Genomic DNA, 19322 nt, shown 5'->3' with positions numbered 1-19322 from the left:
TATCATTTTAAAATCAATCTCATCCTGCCGTATCACCATGCCATTTACGCCATTACACTTAGGTTTGGGTGCAAGTTGCAAAGCTATTGCACATAAAAAATTCAGCTTTATGATTTTTGCAGGTACACAAGTACTGATGGATTTAGAACCTCTTTTAGGTATGATTTTAGACTGGCAAACTTTGCATTTATATACACATCATTTAATCGGTGCATTTGGGATAGGTTTAGTTGCAATATTGCTTGGAAAACCGATCAGTGAATTTTTTTTAAGAAATATTTTTAAAGAAAAAAATTGGCAAATCTCATGGAAAGTCGCCATGTTCAGTGCTTTTATAGGAAGTTTTAGCCACATTTTTCTAGATGCATTCATGCATACCGACATGTATCCATTTTTCCCATTCAGCAAAACCCAAATCTTATCGACTTTCGTACCTTACTCTTTTATTTTTTATACGTGTTTATTTGGATTGGTCATCGGTGGGATTGTCTACTTACTTCGTGAAGATTCAGATTTATAACACCTCAACAATCGTTCTGAATGTTAGATTGATACGTGCTGTATGGACTTTTTTCGTTGGTGGTAAACGATGCAACCAATAGCTTTGTGTAGTGTCCTTCATGACCAATAGACTGCCGTGTTCTAAAAACAGTTCTACTTTTTCTTTGCTTTGTTTATGCTTAAATGCAAATTTACGTTCCGCCCCAAAACTTACTGAAGCAATTGCACCATCTTTTTTCAGATCAGTTTCACCATCACTGTGCCATGCCATACCTTCATCACCAGAATGATATAAATTCAATAAACATGAATTAAAAGTTTCTCCAGTTTTGGCTTCAACAAGCTTTTTTAAAGCCAGTAACGCAGGTGTCCACGGCAAAGCATATTTTTTTATATTAGAATAAGTATATTCAAATGCATGGTCGCCATACCAAGCAACTTTGCGTTTCGTGGTAATGGTTTTGCCAAATATAATGGCTTGATCATGCTGCCAAGCGATGTTGGTTAATAGATTTTCAAAATAGCTATTTGCTTCAGCCTCAGTTAAAATTTTTCCATAATAATGAACGCTACCTTGATAAGGCAGTAAATTTTGTTTCGGGTCTGCGTCTAAATCAAAGAGTTGCATTTTTCCACTTCATATAGGCTAATTTCATACAATGCCCACATGGGCGAAACCCAGCCTCAATGGCTTGTTGTTCATCGCTAAAGAATACTCGATTTTCTTTTTTCATACGCTTTCCCGAAGCACAGTGCAAAGTCCCATAAATTTTTAATTTGGCATTGCCTGCCATATTTAACTCGCCTGCCCTAAGCATCAAACGTAATTGCTGATCCGTCAAGGTACTATGTCGAATCATATTTAACGCTCTGCATCGTGAAAAATAATGCCTAAAGTATAGCGTTCACCGGTATGTACTTCACTTACACCATGTTTCATTTGCACCCGAGAATAGCCAGTCTTGCTTTGCTTTGGTCTAAACTGTGTTGTGAAAATTAACATATCACCTTGATTGGCTTGTAACACGCGTGCTTTGGACTGTGCGCGTGGAATTTGTTCCGTAAGTACAAATTCGCCACCAGTAAAATCACGGTTGAGCTGATTTAGAAAAATCACAGCTTGCATCGGAAAATAGACCTCCCCATACAAATCCTGATGCAGCGTATTAAAACCAGAAGCTGTATATTTTAAAATCAAAGCAGTTGCTTCAGCTTGACCTGCTGCTTTGCACTGTTGTAAAAATGCTGCATGATTTGCTGGAAACTGTTGTTTGATATTTAACTGTTGAAACCATGTATTTGCGATAGGAACCAAATGCGGATAAATTTCTGTCCTTAACAGTTGAATCACATTTGGCAATGGATAATTAAAATATTTATATTCACCACAACCAAATCGATAACGCTGCATATCAACAGTTTTGCGATACAAAGGCGCATGCTCATAATGCTCACGTATCACATCACATAAGTTTTCAGGCAGAATATTTTCAAGCAGTGCAAAGCCGTGTTGATGCAAACTTTCTGCAACTTTTTCCCAGTTCTGCTGATTGAGTGTATCAATCAATGCCATTGCCTGTTGTTGATTAAACAACTGCATCACATTGCGCTCCTTCCCAACCAATCATTGCCGTTTTTCGTACTTTGCCCCAGTGATATTCACCCAATGCACCTGTTGCTTGGATAACACGATGACATGGAATCAAAAATGCCACAGGATTGCTGCCTATTGCTGTGCCAACTGCACGTGATGCTTTAGGATTTCCGAGTAATTCAGCAATTTCACCATAACTGCTTAACTGCCCTTTGGGAATTTTCAATAAACATTCCCAAACTTTGAGCTGAAAATCTGTACCTTTCAAATGCAGTTTGATTTGTGGTAATGCCTGTGCTTGATCATGTTCCGTGAGATTAAAAATCGCCAATGCGCTGTTTTGTAAATTATTTTTCTGTTCTGAAAACGTTGCATTTGGAAATTGGGCTTTTAACTGTTGTAATGCTGGTTCTCTTTGCTCCACAAAATTCATCGCACAAATCCCTTTCGCTGTCGATGCGATCAACACTTCACCAAAAGGCGTCGCTGCAAAGTGATATTCAATGTGTAAATTAGCACCACCGCTTTTATATTCTGCAGGGGTCATGCCTTCAATTTGAATAAACAAATCATGGAGACGGCTTGGACTCGACAAACCTGTTGCAAATGTCGCATCTAAAATAGATGGATCTTGTTCATGTTTTAAGATTTTTTTAGCGTGTTGCAGACTGATAAATTGCAAAAATTTTTTAGGACTGGTGCCTGCCCATTCAGTAAATAAACGCTGAAAGTGTGCGGGACTTAGATGGATGTGCTCAGCCACTTCATCTAAATTTGGCTGGTCTTTAAAATTATTTTGAATATATTCGATGGCTTGGGCAATACGTTCAAATTGCATTTGTTTCTGCATTGTCACATCCTCATTATCCTACTCTAAAAACCACCTTATCAATTCGGGCAATGAAAATAAATCCAGATCATGCGCAATTTACATGACGCTAATTTTTATTCTTTAAATAGACAATAAAAAACCGCATTGTTTTAGCACATGCGGTTTTAGGCATCAAAGATCAAACTTATTGATATAATTTATGCCCTTGATCACGAATCGCAGCAATTTTCTTTGCTTCTATTTTGGCATGATCCAAGTGTCCATCTTGTACAATGGTTTTGGTTTTGTCGATTTCAGCAATCAACTGCTCATAGATCGCTGTTGAAGATTCTGTTTTATCCCCTTTTGCCACCAATTTAATTTTTTGCGCTGCTAATGCCGCAGTACGCATATTGTCTAATGCTTTTATTGCCTCATTTTTATTGTTAGTTTTATTAAATACTTTAAAGTTTTTCGCAAGATTTTCCATGTGCCCTTCGAGAGCACCACCCGCAAAACTCACTGTACTTAAACTACATACTGAAACAAGCATTAATGCGGCTAAAGTTTTTTTGATCATTGAAATCGTCCTTAAAACTGTGGCTATGATGGGTTATTATCCATTTTCAAGATTAAACATAATTTAAAATCAAAGAAAAAACCAATAAAAAATGCAACGAATTCGTTGCATTTTGATATTTAAAACTAAGTTTTAAACAGGCTCAATCTCATGATTTAAAGCATCATGGATTGCCTCAACCAATTGTTGTGCAATTTCCTGTTTTGAGGCTTTTTCTAGATCACGTTTTTCTAATTGGTACTGATCTGCAAAAAACACCGTCATCGCATTTTGATCCGATGCAAAACCAATATCCGCACGTGATACATCATTACATGCGATCATATCCAGTTTTTTCGCAACCAATTTCCCTGCTGCATATTCTTCAACATTGCGAGTTTCTGCCGCAAAGCCCACCATAAATGGACGTTTTTCTTGCTGTGCAATGGTTGCCACAATATCAGGGTTCTTGATCAAGGCGATATTCAGCTCATCACCTGCTTTTTTGATTTTATGCTCAGCCACTTCTGCGACGCGATAATCTGCCACTGCAGCCGTTGCAATAAACACATCACAACCTTCTTCAAGCTGATGCAGACTTTCATCTAACATTTTAAGCGCAGAAGACACATTGATACGTTTGACACCATTGGGGGTATCTAGACTGACAGGTCCAGCAATTAAGGTCACTTTCGCCCCAGCGGTATAACATGCTGCAGCAATCGCAAAGCCCATTTTCCCTGTACTATGGTTAGAAATATAACGTACTGGATCAATCGCTTCACGTGTTGGACCTGCGGTAATGGTGACACGTTTACCCGCAAGTAAACCAAACTTTTCAGCAAGCGCACGTTGTGCTTGGTGGAAATAATCTTTAACTTGTTCGGCTAAATCCTCAGGTTCAGGCATACGTCCTAAACCGACATCACCACACGCTTGTGAACCTGCATCTGGCATGATCACATGCACCCCATCTTCCACCAACGTATTTAAATTACGCTGTGTTGCTTTGGCTGCCCACATTTGCTGATTCATTGCAGGTGCAATCCAAACAGGTACTTTGGTCGCCAAATATAAGGTACTGAGCAAATCATCTGCTAAACCTGCTGCAAACTTGGCAATCGTGTCACAACTCGCAGGTGCAACAAGAACTAAATCTGCCCAACGTGCCAGTTCAATATGCCCCATACCCGCTTCAGCTTCAGGATTGAGTAATTCAGTATGCACTGGATTGCCTGACAACGCTTGAAATGTAAGTGGGGTAATAAATGCTTGCGCGCCATGCGTCATCACCACACGCACATTAAAACCATAATCCTTTAAACGGCGGACTAAAATCGCACTTTTATAAGCTGCAATTCCACCTGTGACAGCAAGAATAATATTTTTATTAGAAAATACACTGAGATCGAAACTCACGATCAAGTCACCTTTTTGTTGCAGTGGCGCTCACAATAGCATTAAATAATCTATATCCCAAGTCATTCACTTGGGAAAATTGAAAAGTAAAATAAATCAAAACAGTGAATAATAATGAATAACTCCAGCAAAGCAACATCCATTAAACAATGGCCCGAACAAGAACGTCCAAGAGAACGCTTACTCAGTCAAGGCGCAGAGAGCTTGTCTGATGCTGAACTTTTGGCAATTTTCCTACGTTCTGGTTCAAAACAACATTCTGCTGTAGCGTTGGCTCGTATTCTGATTCAACATTTTGGGCATCTGAATGCTGTTTTTGATGCAGCCCCTGATGAGATCAAACAATTTCATGGCATCGCAGATACCAAATATTCTCAACTCATGGCGGTAAAAGAATTAGGTCGACGTTATCTTAAACAACAACTTTATCAAGGTATGGATTTGAGTCGTTCCGATTTGATTTGTGATTATGTGCGTTATGAGTTGATCGGTGAAAGTCAGGAAGTTTTTGCTGTATTGTGTTTAGACAGTCAACTACGCAAGCTGAGTTTTAAGAAATTATTTTATGGTTCAATAAATTATTGCAATATTTCCATGAACCAATTATTACGGCATGCGATACAAAAACAAGCATCCTTTATTGTGATTGCGCATAATCATCCCAAAGGCTGTGCAAATCCTTCTGAGGCTGATCATCAACTTACCCAAGAAATTTTACAGGCGTGTCAATTGGTTGAAATACAACTGCTTGATCATATTATCGTCGCAGCCGAACAGAATTATTCCTTCGCAGAGCATCAACAAATCAACACTAGGAATTTTATACCAAATCATATTGACAATGCGGTTTGAAGCAAGGAAGATCGTACAAAAATAACAGATTCGATTTACATGATTGTTCGGGAACAAAACGACACTTTTAAACTACTTTTTTCATGGCGTGGCACAATTTTACCTAAAGTTTTACCTCCCTTAGGCTTTGTCATGCTCATTTCTGCCATTGTGGGTGGCATTGAATATATTGGTTTATATCGTTTTACTGAAATTCCTTTGGTCGGTTTTACCCTTATTGGTGTTGTACTTTCGATCTTTTTAGGCTTTAAAAATACCGCATGCTATGATCGTTGGTGGGAAGCACGTAAGCTTTGGGGCATGTTGATTGCCAATGCTCGCCACTTTGACCGTGATTGTCGTATTTTTCCACAAGGTCGCCGTGAACGCATTATTCAACATGTTATTGTATTTGCCAATGTACTACGTGACCGTTTGCGTCATCAAACCGCCAGTCCTGATGCTTTACTAGAAACCAGTGGCATGAGTCAACAAGCCTTAAAACAGTTATATCAACAAGCCAATGCGCCTCAATATACTTTGAGTTTGATCCAATGGGAGCTCATGCAAGCGCTGAAAGAAGGTGAAATTTCCGATATTATTTATACTCAAATGAACCAACATGTCACTGAATTAAGTTTAGTTCAAACGGGATGTGATCGTATTGCGACCACGCCCTTGCCTTTTGCTTATTCTGTTTTATTGAATCGTACTGTGTATTTTTTCTGTTTTATGTTGCCTTTTAGTTTGGGTTCATTGTTGGGTTTAGCGACACCACTTTTGGTCGGAATTTTAGCTTATACTTTTTTAGGTTTGGATGCCTTAAGTAGTGAAATCGAAGAGCCTTTTGGTACACAAAGTAATGACCTCCCTTTAGATGCAATGGTGCGTACCATTGAAATCGAACTTTTAGGGACTTTGGGTAAACCCACACCACCTCCGATTCAGGCGCAAGATCATAATTTGCTTTAATCCTAATTTTTATTTTTCGTCACTCAAAGCTTCTTTTCATCGAGAGAAGCTTTATTTATTTTAGAATCTAAAAATAAAACCTCCTTACTGTGCCTACAACAAAATTAGAGAAACATTAAATTTGAATTAACGAAAACTCTCCCAAACCCCCACTTGTCCTTCTTTTACACGTGGAATATTTCCCAGCTTAATCCAAGGCATATGACCACCATGAAAATCACTCCCCACGGACACTTTTAAATCAAACTGAGCAATCATACGATCAACCATTTGTCGGGTAGATGCAGGATCAATTGCAGGTGGAAGCTCAACAGCATCACCACCGAATTGAGCAAAAATTTCAATCAAGTATCTAATATTTGTTGCAGACAAATCATAACGTGTGGGATGTGCCAAAACTGCAAATCCTTGACTCTCATGAATCACTTCAATGGTTTCTTTAAGTCCTAAACCATCAAATTTTACATAAGCTTTTTTACCTTCTTTAATATATTTATCAAAGGCTTGTTGTGGTCGCTGCACAATCCCTTTTTCCACTAAAGTTTTGGCGATATGCGTGCGTGTTACACGATCTGCTTCACCATCAACTTTAGTAATTACATCAGCATAAATATCCTGTCCAATTAAAGGAATCAGCAAATCACAAATTTGCTTGGAACGTACTGCTCGGATACGTTTTTGTTCAGCGAGTAATTTTTCTAAAGGTTCAGGATTTTGCATATTCAACGCGACGATATGCACACCGTAACTTTTTTGGGTGGATGGGCGTGACCATTGACTGGAAATTTCTACACCAGAAATCAATTGCATACCTAAATTTTCAGCACAATGTTTCGCACGTAATACACCATCCATTGTATCGTGGTCGGTTAATGCAAAGGTCTTTATTCCCAATGCATGAGCAGCTTGGATCAGCTCTTCAGGCGTGAGTGTGCCATCTGAAATATTACTATGCGTATGTAAATCGACACCAATCATTGTTTGTATTATGCTAAGTCACCAAAATTTGATGACCCTACTGTAGCATGAAAGCGCTATTTGATTATTTACCTATTATTATCTTCTTTTATTTTTATAAAACGACAGATCCCAAAGATAACCAACACCCTTTACTCGAATTGGTGGGAAGTACAGGCAATGTTGACCAAAACCATATTTTAGTTGCAACCTGTGCCTTATTGATTTCAACCTTAGTGGTTTATGGTTGCTTGTTCTTTGCTCAGAAGTTCAGACTTGAAAAGATGCAATGGTTTATCGTCATCATGTCTGTGATTTTTGGGGGAATTACCCTTGCTTTCAGCGATGTGACCTATATCAAACTCAAAGCAGTCATCTTAAATTTAGGTATTGGCATTGGCTTTTTGGTCACCCCATTATTCAATAAAGAACGTTTACCGATTATCCAAAAATTACTAGGTTCAATGCTGGAACTTAGCCGTGAAGGCTGGATGCGTTTAAACTGGGCATGGTGTGGTCAATTTTTCTTATTAGCTGCTTTACATTATTTTTTCGGTTTCTTGTATATGGATGGCAAATATTGGGGCGAATTTACCGCTTTTGGCGATATTATCGTATCCTTAAGCTACCTTGCTGTTATACTATTTTGCTTGCGAAAACATTTTAAATCTTCAGAGTAAATCAGGTCTGTTCCATGCCTTTATTTGTGATTACCTGTACCGATCAAGATGGTACAGTCGAAAAACGTCTTGCTGTTCGTCCTCAACATTTGGCACGTTTAGAAAAATTAGATGCCGAAGGTCGTGTGATTGTTGCAGGTGCAATGCCTAAAGATCGTGAAAATCCACAAGCAGGTTTTTATGGGAGTACCATGATTTTAGATTTTGAAAGTCGTGAAGCTTTGGATGAATGGTTAAAAGACGAACCTTTTGTCAAAGAAGGTGTGTATAGCCACGTTGATGTTAAGCCATTTAACAAAGCTCTACCAAAAGGATAAGCCAATGCGTGTTGTCGTCCAAAGTTTATTGGGTTTTTCTTTACTTTGCTCGTCTGTTGTATGGGCAGAACCGACAGCAACACCTGCAAATAATACTGCACAGATTGCAGCTGCTACACCACCACCAAAACCCTCAATTTTACCTGCGGTTGCAGGTGCAAATGCGATTGTTCAAAATCAAGCGCAAGCACAGGAAAATAAACCTTTAACCGCAGAACAGATCATTAAAGAAAAAGCATCCCAAGATGCTAAAGTTAAAGCCTTGGTCAAAGATCAAGCCACTCGCTTACAGCAACTTGAAAAAGCAAATCTAGAAGCTTTAGCACAGAACCAAGAGTTGCAATTAAAAAATGATAATCTTGGGGTACAAGTTCAAGTTTTACAAAGTGAACAAAGTGCGCAAATGTTTTTATATGGTGCAGCGACCATCGCTGTCGGCGTGTTATTGGGTTTCTTGATCGCGAGTTATATTTATACCAAACGTCGTCGTCAGTGGTAAAACACTGACTATTTCCTGTCAGTTTATCTCTTTTTAAAGTTTCAAAAGGTACACAACATTGTCAAATACCATTCAAACTGCTGACTTGGATTGGCAATCTGTCGATGGCATTGAAGTTCCAGTTTCCAAACAATTTGGTGATGTCTATTTTTCCAAAGACAATGGACTCCTTGAAACACGACATGTATTTTTAAATGGCAATGATCTCCCTACACGATTAGCACATTTAAATGATTTTGAATATTTTACGGTAGCAGAAACAGGCTTTGGTACAGGTCTCAATATTTTAGCCTTATGGCAGCTTTGGCAACACGTTCGCCCACATAATCATAGCCATTTACATGCCATCAGTGTGGAAAAATTTCCATTGTCGAAAGCTGATTTGATTCGTGCTTTAAATGTGTGGGATGAACTTAAACCTTTGGCAGACCAACTGATTCAACAGTATCCTTTGCCACTTGCAGGTTGTCATCGCCTGAATTTTCCTGATGAGCGCTTTTCGATTGATTTATGGCTTGGCGATGCACAGGATATTTTCCCCATTATCCCCAAAACCGCACCCGTAAAGGCATGGTTTTTAGATGGCTTTGCACCCTCTTGTAATCCTGATATGTGGGCAGAAAATGTTTTAAATCATATTGTGCGTTTATCTGATCATGGAACCAGTTTTGCATCATTTAGTGTTGCTGGTATTTTAAAACGTGGTTTAAAACAACACGGCATTTCTATTTCACGTCCAAAGGGTTTTGGGCATAAACGAGAAATGCTCAAGGCAATTTGGCTTAAACCTGAAGCACAAGAATTAAACTCGACAGCTTTACAAACCGTATCAAAGAATCATGAAGCAAATGAAGCTTTAGATTCAACGCAAAAAAAAACCGAATTCAACAGCTTTATTTTTAAACAGCGTCAAATTGCGATTATAGGCGCAGGAATCGCAGGTTTAAGCGCTGCATGGGCATTTGCCGAGCGTGGGCATCAAGTCACGATTTACGACCAATCAACGCCTTTGGCAGGTGCTTCGGGTAATCCTCTTGCCCTACTCAATCCTAAACTGAGTCCGATTGAACAAAGCGCAGATCATTTGATGACTTTGTCATGGCAATTTGCACAGCATTATTATCCTCGGTTTAAAGCCTTTCGAGATATTTGCGTCCATCAATTGATTCAAAAAAATCCAGAAGATGCTTTGGATTTAGTCAAAGATTATACTGCTGATATTCTAGAATATATCGCTGCTGAGCAATTAGATCTGCAAACCAACTATGCCAGCATACAACTTAAACAAGCAGGTGCAGTTGCTCCGCACCTACTGCGTGATCAAATCCTTGAACATGATTTAATTGATTTTCAAATTGCACAGATTACTCAGTGCCAAAAACTCGACAACCATCAAATTCAAATTTTAGATCAACATGAAAATGTCTTCGGAAAATTTGATCATGTGGTGGTCTGCTGCGCACGTGAAAGTCAGAAATTTTTCTCCCATTATCCACGTTTAAGAGCGATTCGAGGGCAAGTCAGTTGGCTAAAAAATACTGGACGACAATTAGATCCGAAACAAGCCTATAGTTTTGGCGGTTATTGTATGCAACTTGACGCTGAGCATTTGATATTAGGGGCTTCATTTCATCCTGAACGTGATGATTCAGCTGTAGAGCATGCCGATCATGTACATAACTATGCGCTTATCCACAATGCCTTTCCTAACTATGCTGAATCATTAGCTAAAATAGACACTTGGCAAGGTCGTGCATCTGTTCGAGCGCAGACACTGGATTATTTTCCTGTACTCGGAAAAGGCATAGATGATCAGGAAGTCTATACTTTTGCAGGCTTAGGCTCGAAAGGTTTTTTATTTGCACCTTTATGTAGTGAAATTTTGGCAGCATTGGTTTTAAAAGAGGCTTGCCCCGTTTCACAAAATCTTTTAAATACACTCAGTCCCGCACGAGGAAAAAAGAAAGAGCGTGTGAGAAAGCCTTATTATCAAGGAACAAAACCCAAAGCGATTTAGCGGTTATTTTTGACAGGGCATGCCTTTTGAAAATTCTCTAAATAGTTTGAGTTCTTTTAAATAAAAAGAGTATTGCTCTAAACGATCAATCCACAACTGCTCAATATCATAAGTTTCATGTTTAATTTAAACCAGAACTCGAATATTTAAAGATTTATAAGCATCTTTTTATAAGTTTTATCAGTTTGGTAAATTCAATTTTATTTTTATCATTGTTGTTTATATAAGAAAGCGCCTTACGGCGCTTTCTTTATGCTCCTTGCTCTAAAGGCAAGCCTGCATCACGTGCTGCACGTGTACCACCCATAAGTACTACATAATCTCGAGAGCTATCCAAGCTTTCTAGTTTTTCAGCCGCTCGTGGTGCTTTACTGCCACCACCGCATAGAATGTATATGGGCTGATCCGAATCCACTTGAGTTAAGCTATCTGCAGATAAATCATCAATAGGCTGATTTACAGCACCTTTGATATGACCTTCTGCGTAGGCTTTGTTGTCACGAACATCCCAGATGACTGCATTTTCTGGGAACTCAAATGTTGTAATTTCTTGTTTACGGATCATTGCGCACTCCTTTGATGTAAACAACACTTGGCAAATGAAGAAAACATCCCTAGCATCTCAGATATTCTTTCCATTTGTAAAGGTCTAAACTATGCCATCTTTCGATATTGTTTCAGAATTAGAGATTTTTGAAGTAAATCACGCAGTTCAAAACACTCAAAAAGAAATTGCGACACGCTTTGACTTCCGTGGTCAAGATGTTTCTATTGAAATTAATGAAAAAAATAAAGAAATTAAAATTTCAACTGAAAGCGATTTCCAGTGTGAACAAGTCTATAGCATGCTTGAAAATCATTTCTTTAAACGTAAAGTGGATATCCAAGCACTTGATCCACAAAAAATGACCGCTTCAGGTAAAAATGTGATTCAAATCATCAAACTCAAAGATGGTCTTGACTCTGACACTGCAAAAAAAATTAATAAAGCCATTAAAGAAAGCGGTGTCAAAGTGCAATCATCTATTCAAGGTGACAAAATTCGTGTGACTGACAAAAAACGCGATACTTTGCAACAAGTAATGGCATTTTTAAAAGAACAGCAATTTGGTGTTCCACTCCAATTCAACAACTTTAAAGACTAAGCTCTTTCGCTCAGGAATTTAATATGACTCAGACCAACCGTTTAGCCAAAATCGTCAAAGCAACGTCTAAACTACCTGCAAGTATTCGTCGTACAGTATTAAGCAAAGCGTTTGGTCGAGTCGTTCCAATGGTAGGAACAGCAAAACTACGTTATATCGACATCACACCCTCACGTGTAGAAGTTAAAATAGAAAATAACAAAAATATGCAAAACCATATCGGGCAGGCACATGCCTGTGCAATGGCGTTGGTAGCTGAAACTGCTACAGGTTTTGTCACAGGAATGAATATTCCTGACTCATGTATTGTTTTAATTAAACATATGAATATTCAATTTAAACGTCCATCTAAAGGCGGTTTAACTGCAATTGCGACACTCACTGAAGAACAACGTAAACAGATGCAAGAAACAGAAAAAGGTGAAACCATTGTCGCTGTGACCGTTACTGATGAATCTGGACAAGAACCGATTCAATGTGAAATGTTATGGGCTTGGGTGGCAAAATCACATCTTAAAGCCAATAAATGAAAAATAAAAAAATGTAAATAAAACTTACTTTTAGGTAAGTTAAAATTTTACTAAACTCCTGAAATTCAATGACGAGAACACACTGTAAATCATCACACTAAACCCTCAAGATGATCTTTTAAAAATCATCTTGAGAACTGCCATGTTAAATCCAAATCTAAAGAAATACTTACTGCCAAGCTTAATGATTGTTCCATTTTTAGTAAGTGCTTGTAGTCAAAATCCGATACAAAACTCACAAAATACAACGTCGAGCAATGTAACAACCGCTCAAAACCTTGCAGCACAAAACAAAAAAATTGTCACTGATTTTTATGAAGGCGTATTTTTAAAACATCAAGTACAAGAATATTCAGACCGTTATATTGGCGAGCAATATATCCAACATAATCCGCATGTGCCTGATGGCAAAGCCCCTTTTGTAAATTATTTTACAGGTTATTTTAAAGAAAATCCGCAAGCAAAAAATGTCATCAAACGCGCCATTGCCGAAGGTGATTTGGTTGTTTTACATGTACATTCAAGTCAAAATGCCCAAGATCGTGGTGAAGCCATTGTCGATATTTTTAGAGTGGAAAATGGCAAAATTGTAGAACATTGGGATGTGCAACAGTCTATTCCTGAACAAAGTGCCAACAGCAATACGATGTTTTAAGACATTATTTTCAAAGTCATCAATACAAAAAATCCCAATATTGATTGGGATTTTTAGTTCGAAACTTAAGCATTTTGTGATGCTAAGAATTTCTCTTTTACATCTTCAGGAATTTTACGTTTATTGCCTGCCACATCCACAGCAACAAAGGTAAATACGCCTTCAGTGACACGTTTTGGAGAACGTGAGCTATCATGACTATCCCACACTTCGATTTGCATTTGAATCGAAGTATTACCGACTTTTAAAATTTTAGTATAACAACTGATCACATCACCCACTTTTACAGGCACTAAGAAGGTCATTTGATTAATTGAAATGGTTGCACAGCGCCCCTTACTAAAACGTTCTGCATGAATTGCACCTGCCAAATCCATTTGTGAAACAATCCATCCACCAAAGACATCACCACTCCAGTTGGTATCTGCAGGCATTGCGATGGTTTGAAGGGAAAGCGTACCTTCAGGTTTTACATGAGAATCTGACACATGAACTCCAAATTGGTCAATTTACTGAAAAGATTTTAATTGCTCATCTAACCAATCTTGTAATTGGCTCGAACGTAAAGCACCGCTTATTCTAGCAATTTCTGTGGTTTTATTCATTAAAACTAATGTTGGAATGCTACGCACATTAAATGCACTGCTTAAACGAGGATTCGCTTCGGTATCAATTTTACCAAACACCACATGCGGATTATGTTGTGCAACTTCTGCAAAATGTGGTGCCATCATTTTACAAGGGCCACACCAGTCCGCCCACAGATCAATTAAAATCGGTAAATCACTATGAGATATAAAATTACTAAAATTTTGTTCATTTAACTCAATTGGTGCTAAAGGAATCAAGTTTTCATGACATTTTCCACAAGTTGGCTGTGCGTCCAATTTGTCTTCAGGAATCCGATTTTTAGCGCCACATGATGGACATACAATAATCATGAACTCACTCCAATATGTTGATGTAAAAACTCTAATTGGGTCAAAATTGCTTTTTCCAACCATTGCCCATGATAAATATCATAGTGTGACATATTCCATTCATAATACTGTACAAAGGGCGCAATATTGGTGGCTGTTTCACGACTAGACTCAATCGGAACAACAGCATCTTTTTTCGCTGCAATAAACAATACAGGTATATTAATCGTTCGAACTGTTTGAATGGGACGATAACGAATGAGATTAAAAAACACGCGAGCAGGAACTTCCCCACTCCAGTAATAATCAGGATTTACAATCGACATATAGCCGTTATAACTGTCTTTGGTCGGAATAAAACATAAACTAAAAGGATGTACTACGGGCAAAGTTTTCGGCTGCATCCCTATTTTTGCACTCATATAGTCTTGGCTAGAGAGTTTCAACGCTTTTGGCAAATAATGAATTGGGTAAAGCTTTGCAGTTGCTGCACCATCCACAAAAGGAATTTGTACCATGACCGCCTGAATATTTTTCACTTCAGAAGCCAGCGTTAATACATAGCCTCCACTTAATGATGTTCCCCACAATACGACTTTGCGCGGATTAATACATTTTTTAGTACTGATATAGGAAATAACTGTCTTCCAATCATCCAACTGATCTGTTAATGAGATTTGTTCTCGGGGATGTCCCGTACTTCCTCCCCAATAACGATAATCAAATAAAACCACAGCATAACCTGCTTGGGCAAAACGTTTGGCATACTCAATCAAGCGAAATTGTCTTAAGGCAGCAAATCCATGCGCCATCACAATTACTGCAGGTTTTTTAATATTCTTAGGTCGATAAAAATCAGCAGCAATCACCTCTTGACCGCTTGGAACATACAGTGGTTCGACTGTATAAGCGTACATAGGCACTCCATTCCGTTATATTTTGTTAGTTTTATCTTATAAATCTGCTTTTTCACTAAATAGTAATTTAAAGCTTAATGCTATGATACTAGCATAGTTCTATTTTAAATATTTTGGAGTGACAAAATGAGTGAAAATGTAGGATTTGCTGGTCAAATTGGTCCTGAACATATTTCTCAAGTGGTGGAGAAAGGCTTTAAATCTGTTATTAATAACCGTCCTGATCTGGAGGGTGGTGCTGAACAGCCAACCAGCGCACAAATTGAAGAGGCTGCTCGTACGGCAGGTTTAGATTACGTCTATCAACCTGTTGTTTCAGGACAAATCACTGAAGTTGATGTGCGTACATTTGCCAATCATTTTAATGAACTTCCAAAACCAATTTTAATGTTTTGCCGTACAGGTAATCGTTCAAATAATCTTTATCAGCTTGCAAAACAAATGGATTTATTAGACGACTAGACTAATAGGTTTTTAAATATGCTGTTTGGTCTATAGCATGCTGTCATCTATTATGTTTTTAAATAGATTTAGCGTTATAGATCAACATATTTTTAATTTCCACTATCTCGCTCTAATGAAACAACTCAAATAAATATCTACAACAGATCCTCTTATTTTATTGCTTTATTCTTTATAAGAATATTTTACATTGAATCTATCAATTAAACATGTATAGGAATAGAAGTAATGAATAAGTTGTTCTTCGTTGTTTTGTGTTGTTTGAGTTTAGCTGCATGTAGCTCCATGAATGTTAAACCAACTGTGGGGGTAAGTATGGGGACTTCAATTTAAGTTTAGCTTTTAAATAAAAAAACAGCGCCGAAGCGCTGTTTTTTAACTATGTTATTTAAATAAATAACTCCAAGGATATGAATAATTAGCACATTCTTTACCGTAAGGACTAGTATCAAACGGCTGGCTCGTTTCAGCATCAAGATCTGTCTTCAAAATACTTAAACGATAATTCATGCTTGATTGTAGCATTTTACCACTTACACCTGTTTTAGCTGTAATTTCAACGCTTTGCCAACCTGCATAACGACGTAAATAATTCACTCTAAAGTCAAATTTACCTGTACTATCTGTTGTATAAGTAAACGTAGAATTGATTTCACCTGTTGGAGAAACAAAACCAGTTGCCAATTGAGTATTTTTCAAATCATTTAACTGACAATAATTTTGATCACGACCTTCATTTTCGAACTTATCTAGCGATTCAATCAATGCTTCAATTTGTTTTTTTTCAGCATCAGTCAATTTAGGATCAGTAAGTGTTGATTTTAAAGTTAAAACTTGACTGTCTTTAACTTTATCAAGTCCACTTTTAAGATAAAATTCTCCAGTTCCAGCAGATAATACTTTTAATGAGAGTGTCACTGTTTGATTGGCTAAAGGCTTACCATTGATATCAACAACATGTGCTGAAGCTGCTTCACTATAATAGTTCGCATCTGCACTCTTTTGTAATTCACCAGAATTACCAAAGGTGATATTACCTATAGGTTGTGCAACTGCAGCAGATACGACTGAAATTTTTGTTGATTGTTTACTCGTTACACCATTGGCATCAGTTAGTTCAGCATTTAAAGTGATGCCATTTGCAATTAAATTAGCTGCATTCGTACCAGTTGCTGCTGGTAATGAAATATTAAAAACAGCATTACCAGAAGTGTCTGTTAATGCCTTTGACGAGCCATCAATAGTCACACCATTTTTTAAGGTATCTTGAATACTAAGAGTAACTGTTTGTTTTTCTACTCCACCACCATTTATATCTACCGCTTTAATAGTAACTTTTGCACTATCTCCTGTGACAAGCAATGTTGGCTTATTAGTTGACATAGCCAAGAAATACTGAGCGGTAGAATTTTCATTACTGATAGATTCAAGTGCTTTGAGAATAGTAGTTTGTGTAATTGTTTTTTTAGTGCCATCAGTAAATGACGCATTTAAACGAATCCCTTTAGCAAGTAAGGCCACTTTATCTTTAACATTTTGAGCATCTAATTTGATATTGAAGTTTGCATTTCCAGATGCATCTGTCTTAACTGTAGACGGCCCATCTATAGTAATGCCGTTAATTATAGTATCTTCAATAGCTAAAGTAACATCTTGATCAGTAACTCCACCACCATTTTCATCAACAAGTTTAATAGTAATAGTAGCAATATCGCCTGAAATTAACATTGAAGGCTTATTAGATGAAATTACAAGATGGTAATTTGTTTTAACTGCTTCTGGTGTTGTAGGTATAGTTGTTGATCCACCTGCACTCCCACCCTCAAAATACCCATCACTCCCACCACCGCCACAACTTGCCAATAAGACAGAAATCGCAATAGCAGACAACTTCAAACTAACCTTATTATTTGTCATTTGTATCCCCAAAACCCTACGGTTATTTTCTTAATAAATTTGTAATTAAAACCCTTGCTATGTAACCATAATTCACGTTTTGTGTAAATAATGATATATAGATAAGAGCGGTTTAAATATCTTTTTAATAGGTAGGAATTTAAAAATGTTAGATCTCATTATCATTGGTGCTGGCACTGCAGGCATTTCTGCTTATAAAGAGGCGATTAAATATACACAAAATCTTCTTATCATCAATGATGGCCCTTGGGATACAACATGCGCTCGTGTAGGCTGTATGCCGAGCAAAGTCCTTATTTCAAGTGCAAATCGCTTATACGACATTCAAAATGCACATGAGGTTGCGCTCAACGTTGAAGCAAAAGTTGATACTTCCCAAATCATGACACATGTACGTCAACTACGTGACCGTTTTACTCATGCAACACTTAAAGATGTAAGTGCGTGGAATCCAACACATAAAATTAATGGAAAAGCGAAATTTATCAATGCCAATACTATTGAGGTTAACCAACAACAATATCAAGCCAAAAATTTTATTATTGCAGTAGGTTCAACACCAAGCTTTGACATAGCATGGAAAAAAGAGCTAGGAGATCGGCTGATTACTTCAGACCAAATCTTTGAATTAGAAAAACTCCCTACATCCTTAGCAGTCATTGGAAGTGGTGTAATTGCGATTGAATTAGCACAAGCTATGCAGCGTTTAGGTGTGGAAACGACTATTTTTGCAAGGAGTAAAAAAGTAGGTTCACTTTCCAGTCCTCAGCTACAAGAGCTAGCACAAAATGTTATTTCCCAAGAATTAAAAATTTTATTTGAAACACTGCCAGAAAAAGTCGAAAAAACAGAACTTGGTGTAAAACTTAACTATTCATATCAAAATGAAAATAAACAATTAGAAGCTGATTATCTTTTGGTTGCTACAGGTCGACAATCTTTATTAAATACATTGTCTCTTGAAAATATTGACAATCAATATCAGGACATAAAAAACTTGCCTATTGATTCTGGCACGAAACAACTTGATCATTTACCTATTTTTATTGTTGGTGATGCATTTACCAGTACGCCCATTCAACATGAAGCCGCACATGAAGGTAGAATGGCTGTACACAATTGTTTAAACAATTCAAAAATAAATAATATTAAAACCCTTACTCCTCTAGGAATTATGTTCAGCTCACCAGAAATGGCAACCGTTGGACAAAGTTACAAAGCATTGAAGCAACAAAATATCGAATTTGTGACTGGATTTGTTTCATATGAAAAACAAGGTCGTGCGATTGTTTTAGGTAAAAATAAAGGTGCGGTAGAAATTTACATTGACAAAAAAACAAGAAAGCTACTTGGTTCTGAACTCTTTGTTGAGTCTGCAGAACATATGGCCCACCTTTTGGCATGGATGATCGCAGAAGAAGTCACATTAGATGAAATTTTAGATAAACCTTATTATCACCCTACACTTGAAGAAGGCTTAAGAACAGCGCTAAAACATGCAAGAAGGCAGTTATTAAAATAGTTTGTAGCTTATAAAGAAGAATAAACGATAAATAACGTTTATTCTTCTTGCTTTGCTTGATTTTTCTTTCTTATTTTATCTTTCTTTTTTACATAAA

At 37.4% G+C, this 19322-nt stretch carries 24 protein-coding genes; 12 read left to right on the top strand and 12 right to left on the bottom strand.

Annotated features, from left to right (window positions below; genetic code table 11):
* Window positions 1-37 precede the first annotated feature (37 nt).
* A complete protein-coding gene (locus HUS24_RS13205; protein WP_173912393.1) occupies window positions 38-520 on the top strand; it encodes a DUF4184 family protein in 483 nt (160 codons plus the stop codon).
* Here the strand turns inward: HUS24_RS13205 and HUS24_RS13200 are convergent.
* The 6 genes from HUS24_RS13200 to coaBC all read right to left on the bottom strand — a co-directional run bounded on the left by HUS24_RS13200 (window position 515) and on the right by coaBC (window position 4884).
* Window positions 515-1129, bottom strand: a complete 615-nt coding sequence (locus tag HUS24_RS13200; protein WP_173912392.1) for an alpha-ketoglutarate-dependent dioxygenase AlkB — start codon at window positions 1127-1129, stop codon at window positions 515-517. The genes HUS24_RS13205 and HUS24_RS13200 overlap by 6 nt on opposite strands.
* Window positions 1116-1361, bottom strand: a complete 246-nt coding sequence (locus tag HUS24_RS13195; protein WP_173912391.1) for an Ada metal-binding domain-containing protein — start codon at window positions 1359-1361, stop codon at window positions 1116-1118. Before HUS24_RS13195 ends, HUS24_RS13200 begins: the two co-directional genes overlap by 14 nt.
* Before the next feature lie 2 nt (window positions 1362-1363).
* On the bottom strand, window positions 1364-2101 hold the full coding sequence (locus HUS24_RS13190; RefSeq protein WP_173912390.1) for a 2OG-Fe(II) oxygenase: 738 nt from the start codon (window positions 2099-2101) through the stop codon (window positions 1364-1366).
* Entirely contained in the window at window positions 2088-2945 is an 858-nt protein-coding gene (locus tag HUS24_RS13185) for a methylated-DNA--[protein]-cysteine S-methyltransferase (protein WP_173912389.1), read from the bottom strand. The genes HUS24_RS13190 and HUS24_RS13185 overlap by 14 nt, the downstream gene beginning before the upstream one ends.
* Before the next feature lie 166 nt (window positions 2946-3111).
* Window positions 3112-3486 carry a cytochrome b562 gene (locus tag HUS24_RS13180; protein WP_173912388.1) on the bottom strand — a complete coding sequence of 125 codons (375 nt, stop codon included), beginning with the start codon at window positions 3484-3486 and terminating at the stop codon, window positions 3112-3114.
* 132 nt (window positions 3487-3618) lie between these two features.
* Complete coding sequence (gene coaBC, locus HUS24_RS13175) at window positions 3619-4884, bottom strand: bifunctional phosphopantothenoylcysteine decarboxylase/phosphopantothenate--cysteine ligase CoaBC (RefSeq protein ID WP_173912387.1); 1266 nt, start codon at window positions 4882-4884, stop codon at window positions 3619-3621.
* Window positions 4885-4998: 114 nt separating this feature from the next.
* On the opposite strand from coaBC, the gene radC reads away from it, so the two are divergent.
* Together radC and HUS24_RS13165 are read left to right on the top strand one after the other, a co-directional pair.
* Window positions 4999-5736: a DNA repair protein RadC gene (radC, locus tag HUS24_RS13170; protein WP_173912386.1), complete on the top strand. Its 738-nt coding sequence runs from the start codon at window positions 4999-5001 to the stop codon at window positions 5734-5736.
* A 39-nt stretch (window positions 5737-5775) separates the two neighbouring features.
* Window positions 5776-6687 (top strand): bestrophin family protein, encoded by a 912-nt coding sequence (locus HUS24_RS13165; RefSeq protein ID WP_173912385.1) that lies wholly within the window; start codon window positions 5776-5778, stop codon window positions 6685-6687.
* 126 nt (window positions 6688-6813) lie between these two features.
* Here the strand turns inward: HUS24_RS13165 and HUS24_RS13160 are convergent, their stop codons facing one another.
* Complete coding sequence (locus tag HUS24_RS13160) at window positions 6814-7665, bottom strand: PHP domain-containing protein (protein WP_173912384.1); 852 nt, start codon at window positions 7663-7665, stop codon at window positions 6814-6816.
* 47 nt (window positions 7666-7712) lie between these two features.
* Between HUS24_RS13160 and HUS24_RS13155 the strand changes: the two genes are divergently transcribed.
* The 4 genes from HUS24_RS13155 to mnmC are packed head-to-tail and all read left to right on the top strand — an operon-like array spanning window position 7713 to window position 11157.
* Window positions 7713-8324: an inner membrane-spanning protein YciB gene (locus HUS24_RS13155; RefSeq protein WP_171531428.1), complete on the top strand. Its 612-nt coding sequence runs from the start codon at window positions 7713-7715 to the stop codon at window positions 8322-8324.
* Between the two features lie 14 nt (window positions 8325-8338).
* Window positions 8339-8641, top strand: a complete 303-nt coding sequence (locus HUS24_RS13150; RefSeq protein WP_065993513.1) for a YciI family protein — start codon at window positions 8339-8341, stop codon at window positions 8639-8641.
* Between the two features lie 4 nt (window positions 8642-8645).
* Entirely contained in the window at window positions 8646-9140 is a 495-nt protein-coding gene (locus HUS24_RS13145) for a hypothetical protein (protein WP_173912383.1), read from the top strand.
* Window positions 9141-9198: 58 nt separating this feature from the next.
* On the top strand, window positions 9199-11157 hold the full coding sequence (mnmC, locus tag HUS24_RS13140) for an FAD-dependent 5-carboxymethylaminomethyl-2-thiouridine(34) oxidoreductase MnmC (protein ID WP_173912382.1): 1959 nt from the start codon (window positions 9199-9201) through the stop codon (window positions 11155-11157).
* A 250-nt stretch (window positions 11158-11407) separates the two neighbouring features.
* Here the strand turns inward: mnmC and HUS24_RS13135 are convergent, their stop codons facing one another.
* The gene (locus HUS24_RS13135) at window positions 11408-11722 is read right to left on the bottom strand and encodes a rhodanese-like domain-containing protein (protein ID WP_173912381.1); all 315 of its coding nucleotides are present in this window, start codon (window positions 11720-11722) and stop codon (window positions 11408-11410) included.
* Window positions 11723-11813: 91 nt separating this feature from the next.
* On the opposite strand from HUS24_RS13135, the gene HUS24_RS13130 reads away from it, so the two are divergent.
* From HUS24_RS13130 to HUS24_RS13120, 3 genes are all read left to right on the top strand, one after another.
* Window positions 11814-12302 (top strand): YajQ family cyclic di-GMP-binding protein, encoded by a 489-nt coding sequence (locus HUS24_RS13130; RefSeq protein WP_065993509.1) that lies wholly within the window; start codon window positions 11814-11816, stop codon window positions 12300-12302.
* Window positions 12303-12325: 23 nt separating this feature from the next.
* Window positions 12326-12832 (top strand): DUF4442 domain-containing protein, encoded by a 507-nt coding sequence (locus HUS24_RS13125; RefSeq protein ID WP_173912380.1) that lies wholly within the window; start codon window positions 12326-12328, stop codon window positions 12830-12832.
* Between the two features lie 142 nt (window positions 12833-12974).
* Window positions 12975-13487, top strand: a complete 513-nt coding sequence (locus tag HUS24_RS13120; protein ID WP_173912379.1) for an ester cyclase — start codon at window positions 12975-12977, stop codon at window positions 13485-13487.
* Between the two features lie 65 nt (window positions 13488-13552).
* Here HUS24_RS13120 and HUS24_RS13115 read toward each other — a convergent pair whose 3' ends face one another.
* The 3 genes from HUS24_RS13115 to HUS24_RS13105 are packed head-to-tail and all read right to left on the bottom strand — an operon-like array spanning window position 13553 to window position 15324.
* The gene (locus HUS24_RS13115) at window positions 13553-13975 is read right to left on the bottom strand and encodes an acyl-CoA thioesterase (RefSeq protein WP_173912378.1); all 423 of its coding nucleotides are present in this window, start codon (window positions 13973-13975) and stop codon (window positions 13553-13555) included.
* A 21-nt stretch (window positions 13976-13996) separates the two neighbouring features.
* Window positions 13997-14428 carry a thioredoxin TrxC gene (gene trxC / locus HUS24_RS13110; protein WP_173912377.1) on the bottom strand — a complete coding sequence of 144 codons (432 nt, stop codon included), beginning with the start codon at window positions 14426-14428 and terminating at the stop codon, window positions 13997-13999.
* Window positions 14425-15324: an alpha/beta hydrolase gene (locus HUS24_RS13105; protein ID WP_173912376.1), complete on the bottom strand. Its 900-nt coding sequence runs from the start codon at window positions 15322-15324 to the stop codon at window positions 14425-14427. The genes trxC and HUS24_RS13105 overlap by 4 nt, the downstream gene beginning before the upstream one ends.
* Window positions 15325-15450: 126 nt before the next feature.
* Here HUS24_RS13105 and HUS24_RS13100 point away from each other — a divergent pair, with 126 nt between their 5' ends.
* Complete coding sequence (locus HUS24_RS13100; RefSeq protein WP_173912375.1) at window positions 15451-15786, top strand: TIGR01244 family sulfur transferase; 336 nt, start codon at window positions 15451-15453, stop codon at window positions 15784-15786.
* Between the two features lie 384 nt (window positions 15787-16170).
* On the opposite strand, the gene HUS24_RS13095 is transcribed toward HUS24_RS13100, so the two are convergent.
* A complete protein-coding gene (locus HUS24_RS13095; protein ID WP_173912374.1) occupies window positions 16171-17703 on the bottom strand; it encodes a hypothetical protein in 1533 nt (510 codons plus the stop codon).
* Window positions 17704-17848: 145 nt separating this feature from the next.
* Here HUS24_RS13095 and HUS24_RS13090 point away from each other — a divergent pair, with 145 nt between their 5' ends.
* Complete coding sequence (locus HUS24_RS13090) at window positions 17849-19225, top strand: dihydrolipoyl dehydrogenase (protein WP_173912373.1); 1377 nt, start codon at window positions 17849-17851, stop codon at window positions 19223-19225.
* The last annotated feature ends 97 nt before the right edge of the window (window positions 19226-19322 follow it).

The organism is Acinetobacter sp. Marseille-Q1618 (assembly GCF_902809855.1).
Lineage (GTDB): Bacteria > Pseudomonadota > Gammaproteobacteria > Pseudomonadales > Moraxellaceae > Acinetobacter.
This window is presented reverse-complemented; position numbering and strand designations above follow the sequence as displayed.

Excerpts from the sequence above, each read along its gene's own strand:
- HUS24_RS13205 (WP_173912393.1), top strand. The coding sequence starts at position 38 with ATGCCATTTACGCCATTACACTTAGGTTTGGGTGCAAGTTGCAAAGCT.
- HUS24_RS13200 (WP_173912392.1), bottom strand. The coding sequence starts at position 1,129 with ATGCAACTCTTTGATTTAGACGCAGACCCGAAACAAAATTTACTGCCT.
- HUS24_RS13195 (WP_173912391.1), bottom strand. The coding sequence starts at position 1,361 with ATGATTCGACATAGTACCTTGACGGATCAGCAATTACGTTTGATGCTT.
- HUS24_RS13190 (WP_173912390.1), bottom strand. The coding sequence starts at position 2,101 with ATGCAGTTGTTTAATCAACAACAGGCAATGGCATTGATTGATACACTC.
- HUS24_RS13185 (WP_173912389.1), bottom strand. The coding sequence starts at position 2,945 with ATGCAGAAACAAATGCAATTTGAACGTATTGCCCAAGCCATCGAATAT.
- HUS24_RS13180 (WP_173912388.1), bottom strand. The coding sequence starts at position 3,486 with ATGATCAAAAAAACTTTAGCCGCATTAATGCTTGTTTCAGTATGTAGT.
- radC (WP_173912386.1), top strand. The coding sequence starts at position 4,999 with ATGAATAACTCCAGCAAAGCAACATCCATTAAACAATGGCCCGAACAA.
- HUS24_RS13165 (WP_173912385.1), top strand. The coding sequence starts at position 5,776 with ATGATTGTTCGGGAACAAAACGACACTTTTAAACTACTTTTTTCATGG.
- HUS24_RS13160 (WP_173912384.1), bottom strand. The coding sequence starts at position 7,665 with ATGATTGGTGTCGATTTACATACGCATAGTAATATTTCAGATGGCACA.
- HUS24_RS13155 (WP_171531428.1), top strand. The coding sequence starts at position 7,713 with ATGAAAGCGCTATTTGATTATTTACCTATTATTATCTTCTTTTATTTT.
- HUS24_RS13150 (WP_065993513.1), top strand. The coding sequence starts at position 8,339 with ATGCCTTTATTTGTGATTACCTGTACCGATCAAGATGGTACAGTCGAA.
- HUS24_RS13145 (WP_173912383.1), top strand. The coding sequence starts at position 8,646 with ATGCGTGTTGTCGTCCAAAGTTTATTGGGTTTTTCTTTACTTTGCTCG.
- HUS24_RS13135 (WP_173912381.1), bottom strand. The coding sequence starts at position 11,722 with ATGATCCGTAAACAAGAAATTACAACATTTGAGTTCCCAGAAAATGCA.
- HUS24_RS13130 (WP_065993509.1), top strand. The coding sequence starts at position 11,814 with ATGCCATCTTTCGATATTGTTTCAGAATTAGAGATTTTTGAAGTAAAT.
- HUS24_RS13125 (WP_173912380.1), top strand. The coding sequence starts at position 12,326 with ATGACTCAGACCAACCGTTTAGCCAAAATCGTCAAAGCAACGTCTAAA.
- HUS24_RS13120 (WP_173912379.1), top strand. The coding sequence starts at position 12,975 with ATGTTAAATCCAAATCTAAAGAAATACTTACTGCCAAGCTTAATGATT.
- trxC (WP_173912377.1), bottom strand. The coding sequence starts at position 14,428 with ATGATTATTGTATGTCCATCATGTGGCGCTAAAAATCGGATTCCTGAA.
- HUS24_RS13105 (WP_173912376.1), bottom strand. The coding sequence starts at position 15,324 with ATGTACGCTTATACAGTCGAACCACTGTATGTTCCAAGCGGTCAAGAG.
- HUS24_RS13100 (WP_173912375.1), top strand. The coding sequence starts at position 15,451 with ATGAGTGAAAATGTAGGATTTGCTGGTCAAATTGGTCCTGAACATATT.
- HUS24_RS13095 (WP_173912374.1), bottom strand. The coding sequence starts at position 17,703 with ATGACAAATAATAAGGTTAGTTTGAAGTTGTCTGCTATTGCGATTTCT.
- HUS24_RS13090 (WP_173912373.1), top strand. The coding sequence starts at position 17,849 with ATGTTAGATCTCATTATCATTGGTGCTGGCACTGCAGGCATTTCTGCT.